The 6,183-nt window shown below is 26.9% G+C and carries 7 protein-coding genes; 6 read left to right on the top strand and 1 reads right to left on the bottom strand.

The features are described 5' to 3' along the window. Positions 1–221: 221 nt before the first annotated feature. From Q0K54_RS00550 to Q0K54_RS00535, 4 genes are all read left to right on the top strand, one after another. Positions 222–650 (top strand): hypothetical protein, encoded by a 429-nt coding sequence (locus Q0K54_RS00550; RefSeq protein ID WP_294577861.1) that lies wholly within the window; start codon positions 222–224, stop codon positions 648–650. 249 nt (positions 651–899) lie between these two features. Next, the gene (locus Q0K54_RS00545) at positions 900–1,340 is read left to right on the top strand and encodes a hypothetical protein (RefSeq protein WP_294577859.1); all 441 of its coding nucleotides are present in this window, start codon (positions 900–902) and stop codon (positions 1,338–1,340) included. A 153-nt stretch (positions 1,341–1,493) separates the two neighbouring features. Further along, positions 1,494–2,069 carry a hypothetical protein gene (locus tag Q0K54_RS00540; RefSeq protein WP_294577855.1) on the top strand — a complete coding sequence of 192 codons (576 nt, stop codon included), beginning with the start codon at positions 1,494–1,496 and terminating at the stop codon, positions 2,067–2,069. A 184-nt stretch (positions 2,070–2,253) separates the two neighbouring features. Then, positions 2,254–2,814 carry a hypothetical protein gene (locus tag Q0K54_RS00535; protein WP_294577852.1) on the top strand — a complete coding sequence of 187 codons (561 nt, stop codon included), beginning with the start codon at positions 2,254–2,256 and terminating at the stop codon, positions 2,812–2,814. Positions 2,815–2,886: 72 nt separating this feature from the next. Here the strand turns inward: Q0K54_RS00535 and Q0K54_RS00530 are convergent, their stop codons facing one another. Next, on the bottom strand, positions 2,887–3,792 hold the full coding sequence (locus Q0K54_RS00530; RefSeq protein ID WP_294577850.1) for a hypothetical protein: 906 nt from the start codon (positions 3,790–3,792) through the stop codon (positions 2,887–2,889). A gap of 192 nt (positions 3,793–3,984) precedes the next feature. On the opposite strand from Q0K54_RS00530, the gene Q0K54_RS00525 reads away from it, so the two are divergent. Together Q0K54_RS00525 and Q0K54_RS00520 are read left to right on the top strand one after the other, a co-directional pair. Continuing rightward, positions 3,985–4,632 carry a hypothetical protein gene (locus Q0K54_RS00525; RefSeq protein ID WP_294577847.1) on the top strand — a complete coding sequence of 216 codons (648 nt, stop codon included), beginning with the start codon at positions 3,985–3,987 and terminating at the stop codon, positions 4,630–4,632. A gap of 1,076 nt (positions 4,633–5,708) precedes the next feature. Beyond that, positions 5,709–5,915, top strand: a complete 207-nt coding sequence (locus tag Q0K54_RS00520; RefSeq protein ID WP_294577845.1) for a hypothetical protein — start codon at positions 5,709–5,711, stop codon at positions 5,913–5,915. The last annotated feature ends 268 nt before the right edge of the window (positions 5,916–6,183 follow it).

The following is a 6,183-nucleotide window of genomic DNA, read 5'->3' as shown; positions in this document are numbered from 1 at the left end:
CAATCAATCAATCAATCAATCAATCAATCAATCAATCAATCAATCAATCAATCAATCAATCAATCAATCAATCAATCAATCAATCAATCAATCAATCAATCAATCAATCAATTCTGAATTAATCTTTAATTGTTGTCAAGTATTCTCAAAAATATTTTTCATTATTGGGAGCAGATTATATGCTTTCAATTAGACGAACGTTAATGGGAGATATTGACGATATGAAAGAATGGAATGAAATATTTTCTCAAACCTACAACAATGTTGATAATATAAATGAAACAATCGCAGAATTATCAAAAGTTAATAAAATTATGATTATGGTGTTTATTAATAATTTAGATGCTGATGATAATTATAATTTACAAATTAAAAATTTACAATTCAATAATCAAAATTTACTTTATTATGTTACAGCAAATATGAGTTCTGCTTATCCATATAAACAAGTTCTTTTTAATATTGAAAAAATAAATAACAATCGATTCTTTGCTATGGGATGGATTTCAAATGCTATTAAATTTGTAGATTCTAATAATGGGCAACAGTTGAACCCATATGTATATTCTGCTACCTATTCAGAAAACAATAAATTTAAATTAATATTAAGTAAGGCAACCAATGTAGAAGTACATATTTATGGAAAATAACAAAATAAAAACGGAGGTTAAAATTTAAATATGAATAGACTCACTCACTCACTCACTCACTCACTCACTCACTCACTCACTCACTCACTCACTCACTCACTCACTCACTCACTCACTCACTCACTCACTCACTCAAGGATAAATTAATTTCTTATTCTTTGTCTACCTTTATCGGAAAATATTTTTATATTTGGAGCAACAATCATGTTGTTTGCTAGAAGAATGTTAATGATGGAGGACGATGAAGAAATGAAAGAATGGAAATTGATAAATGATATTACAATAGATGAAGAAACAAATATATTAGAAATAAATAAAGATATTGATAGTAATAATTTTGAATGTGATGAGATGATATTTTTTCTAAAAAATGTAGGAACGTCGAATAATACCAATGCCAATAAAAATGCTACATTTTATTTATCTGGCATCAATATTGGTTATTTGGCAAATATTAGTTTAGCCGATGATTTAACACGAACTTATATTGGTAAAATAAACGCTAAGCCCCTTTATTGGAATATGTGGTGCATTAATAGTAATCTTGATACGACAGGTGGAAATACAATAAATACCTTAAATGGTGGCTATTCTTTTGTAGATCCAATTGAAAAAATTAATTCTATAAAAATGCAACCACAAGCAACCTATTTTGGTGCAGGAACAAGATTAAAAGTTTATGGTAGATAAGCAAATAATGAAGAAAAGGTGGATATAAAAATGTATAAAAATACTCAACTCAACTCAACTCAACTCAACTCAACTCAACTCAACTCAACTCAACTCAACTCAACTCAATTGTTGAGCATTAGCTAATTCTTGTCAAGCCTTAGAGGTGGTTTTATGTCACTTTTAAGGCGAAGAATTACAAATGATTCTTTTAAAGATGATAATCAAGATTGGGATATCGTTTGGGATTACACAATTGGATTACCAGAAGATAATGGTTTTGCAAAGACTATTCAGGGCACGAATGTTTTAGATGAATTAACTGATAATGGCTTGTGGATTACTATAAATGGAAATACTGATTACATAAGATATGAACCAATTGGTTATGAAACATGCAATGAAGGTATATGTGAAATAAAACTTATCATATCTGCTGTACCTAGTGTTAACGGAATTAGATTGATTTTGTCTAATGGTAATAATGGTAATAAAATTTTTATTAATAGTAATCAGATTAAATATAATCAAGGTAACATACAAATAAAAATTAGCGATATTATTTTTGATATAGAATTAACTATTAAAATTGAGAGAATTAATAATCAAAATTATATTTATATTAACAATGAAGTAATTTACCAAAGTGAATTAACTTCTAATTTATATGCAACTGGTAATCGTTTATTTTTTCAAGGAGGTTTTTTAAAAACAATTTTAAAATATATTAAATTTAAAAAGATATCATAACATAAACAGAATTATATTATATGAGGTGTTTAAAAAAGTGTATAAAATAGACAATACAATACAATACAATACAATACAATACAATACAATACAATACAATACAATACAATTGTCAGCCATTAATTAATGTTTGTCAAGTTCTTGAGGTGCCATATTTATGATATTTTCAAGACGAAGAAATATGATGATTGATAGTATTAACAATGAAAATATAGATTGGGATTTAGAATGGGATTATACTATGGGTGATCCATTAGAAAATGGTTTTACTAGACAAGCAGGACCTTATCAGCCACAGATAACAGATGATGGATTATATTTTAATTGTAATGGTAGTGATATATATGGAATATTTCCAACTGATTATGCAAATTGCACTGATGGTATTTACGAAATGAAAGTAAAAATAATTAATAATTCTGCACCTATAGGCCAAGGTTTAAGATTGCAATTAACAAATGATAACTCAAGCCGTGGAGGAGTTAGCTTTTTTGTTAATCAAAACAATAAGATGTTTTATTTAGAAAATAACGATTACATTGATATAGGTATGCATAATTATAATGAATGGTTAAAATTTAGAATAGAAATTATTGAAAATGTTGGATATGTTTATTTAAATGATGAGTTAGTTTATTCTAGTAATAAATTTACAATTCAGAACATGTATTACCATAATCGTTTTATTGTTCAAGGTGCAATAGAATGTTATGTAAGAAGTATTAAAATAAAGAAAATATCTTAAAAAAATCGTAAGTTATATAAAAAATACCTATTGAAAAATAATTCAATAAGTATTCTTAAATATAATATTTGTTTATCTATTTCTCATCCAATAAAATTGGTGTTTAGATTTGGATTTGCTATTTTGACATCGACAATTACGGAAAAGCCCTATTGGATCACCACAAAACGGGCAACAAGATGAGGTGTTATATGTATGTTGAGCTTCTCTTTCTAATATAGAAATTTTTTCTTCAATGCTGCCACGCATTTTTAAAAGATATGTTTCTTGTACATTGTCGTATACTGCACCAGGAAATCTATGATCTCTTTCTCTAAATGTGTACGTTATTGCTAATCCGTTAATATAATGCCATGTGGGATAAACTTCATAAAAAATATCAATTAGTGTTGAATCAAGTTTTATATGATTTTTATAAATAAAAAAATCTGCATTAAAAGAAGTAGTGACATCTTTTTTCATTTCATAAACCTGTAAAATTTCAAAAACCTTTAATGGTGGTAACTTATTACAGATTTGACAAAGTTTATCACATTGGATTAAATAATCATAATATTTTCGATGTAATTGTTCAAATTCAATGTCTCGTATATTGTCTAATTGTTTGAGTCTGTCTAATTCCGTAAAAGTGTCATATGGTATGCATATATCTTCAATATTAGTTATTTTATAGTTATTTGTTTTAATCAGCACATCCAAAACTCTGGCTTGATATTTGTCTGGATATAACTTTATAGCTTCTTTTGCAACTTCTTGGGCTTCTGCGTACATATTAACGCTTAAAAGTCTTTTTACCTTAGTTGTATAAGAATCCAACAATGATGTATTACCATTTTGAGCATTGCCTTGATTATAATAAGAATTAATAGCAACTTGGCTAACATATGGTTGATTACAAATCGGACAAATATTAGCTTGATTTTGATCATCTACAATTATGACATTGTTACAATTTGGACATATCCCCTCTTTTTTCATAATAATAGCTCCCTTCTCTTTGTTTAATATCATTATAACATACAAAAGGAACTTGTAATAAAAAATAAATTAATTCATTAGCTAAAGTGTTAAGACAATAATCATACCGATATAAATAAAAATACGGTAAACAACTATAATTTAACCTTAGCTATACAATCATTGATATTCATAAATAATTAAATAAAAAATATGTTAGCAAAATTAGTTAATGGTACGTTACGATACGCACCTAAAAAAATATACATAGATAATCAGTTGATTTTTAATCCAACTGAGGCTCAATTAAAAGAGCAAGGTTATAAAGAAGTTGAAAATACAGAATCCCCTACTATTTTAACTAAAACACAAACGGTTGTTTCTAGCTTTGTAGAACAGGAAGATAAAATAGTTCAACAATGGGAAGTTAAAGCTGGTCAACCTGATCCTTATGAAGTTATTCAGCAAATTCAAAAGGAATCAATTATTGAACAAGTAAAAGAGAACGAAGATAAAACTTTAGGAATTGCTTGTATGACTTTGTTTGATGTATGGACTCAAGATAATTATAAAGTTGGTGACGTTAGAACAGATCCTGATAATGGATACCCATATGAATGTATTACCGAACATGATAGTATTAGTAATCCAGAATGGACTATTAAAAACCGTACTCTATGGAAACCTTGGCATTCAAAAAGTGTTGAATATGCTTTACCGTATGAAGCACCTACTGGAGCACATGATATGTATAAAACTGGTGAGTTTATGATATTTACCGATGGTAAGGTTTATAAGGCTTTACAAGATACAAATTTCAGTCCAACCGACTATGCAGTAGCATGGGAAGTACAGGAATAAAAGCAGATTAGACTATTATATTATTCTATCCGATAGATCTTAAATTGGTAATACTAATTTTAAAAAAATTAAAAAAAGTTTTTTATACAGTAAATTATTGACGTTATTTTGCTGAATTTAGTTGAGATATTATTTTAGCTATGTTAGAATATGTGTGTAAGGTTTAATATATTTTACAAAAGGTAAATAAGGACATAATAAAAAATGTTTGTGATGGATATATTTTTGTCATAGGAAAGTAAAAGATGAGCTTACAGCGCATAAGGATGGGCTTATGCCGCATAAAGATAGGTAATCTTTTAAGGCTTATGATAAAAATATGGTTGGTAGCGCCAACTACACAACCATATTAGTTAAATAAATCATCATTAAATCATTTTTTGAAAGAAATATAAAAAATAATTCCGCTAAACAAATTATTAAACCAAATGTCTCTTATTTATCTTTTATTTTTGATCATTTTATTGTTTTTTTACTGGTCTTAATTTTTTTATTTAACTTCTTGTTCTTTTTATCAGTTGTTTTTGGTTTATATAAATAAACCGTAAAGCTAAATTTAACGATTTCAGATATACCGAACCTAATATGCTGTAATATATCTCTTAAAAATTGCAGATCAAATACACCGTGAGTAATTAAACATATTAGCAAAAATATAACTCCAGTAATTACAATAAAAATCACAATTTTATGATTCTTCTTTTTCATTTTTTTGGTAGAACTCCTATTAATTCTCCAAAAATGATCTTCAATGATGACTTCTTTGTCAAAAAATGCTTCTATTGATAATCACCTCTAATCTAGTAGTATAGTAATTATTATTAAAACAAATGAGAGAATTGGTAATAATCTGTCACTCATATTATATCATCAAAATAGCATTGAAACAATAAGATTTAAAAATCTAAAATATTTTGAATATTTATCATGTTTTCTGCAATATAAGATTTACTATTCTATTTCTAATATTTGTTTTTTAAATAGTATTTTAGATTTAAAATCATGTTATAATTATAGCATCTTAAGACATTTGTTTATGAACCATCATATACATTTAGAATTGTGGGGATGTTATAATGTTAAACAAAATTAAGGATAAAATTATAAATATAAATAAAAAAATTAAAAAATGGTTAGAAAGTAATAAAATTTATTTTGAAACTGGTGTTGCAACTGCATTAACCGTAATGAGTTTGATGGTTGCTAATACCGCCAACTCAATAGCAAATAAATCTAATGAAATTTCTGAATTAGAAATAGAGATACCCGTCTTTGGCAGTTAGCACCATGTTTCTTTTGTAAACTTTTTTAAAAAATTTAAATTAAGTCCATTTTATGGGCTTTTTTTATTTAAAAATTATTTTATTATTTTTTCTTTTGTGTTATAATAGTGGTGTAATGGTGTTATATATCGGAGGTGTTCCTATGGCTTACTTTCTTAAGATTACAAAACAGCAGTCTCGTACCTATCTCTCTATATACGAGAGCTTCTATTCCCCTGAAACCAAGGGTACAAAGCATCGCAGCTATCGCTCTTTAGGCAATATTCAG

This window comes from uncultured Thomasclavelia sp. (assembly GCF_944324745.1).
Classification (GTDB): Bacteria; Bacillota_I; Bacilli_A; order Erysipelotrichales; family Coprobacillaceae; genus Thomasclavelia.
Note: the sequence above shows the minus strand (reverse complement) of the source record. Positions and strands in the feature narration are given on the sequence as shown.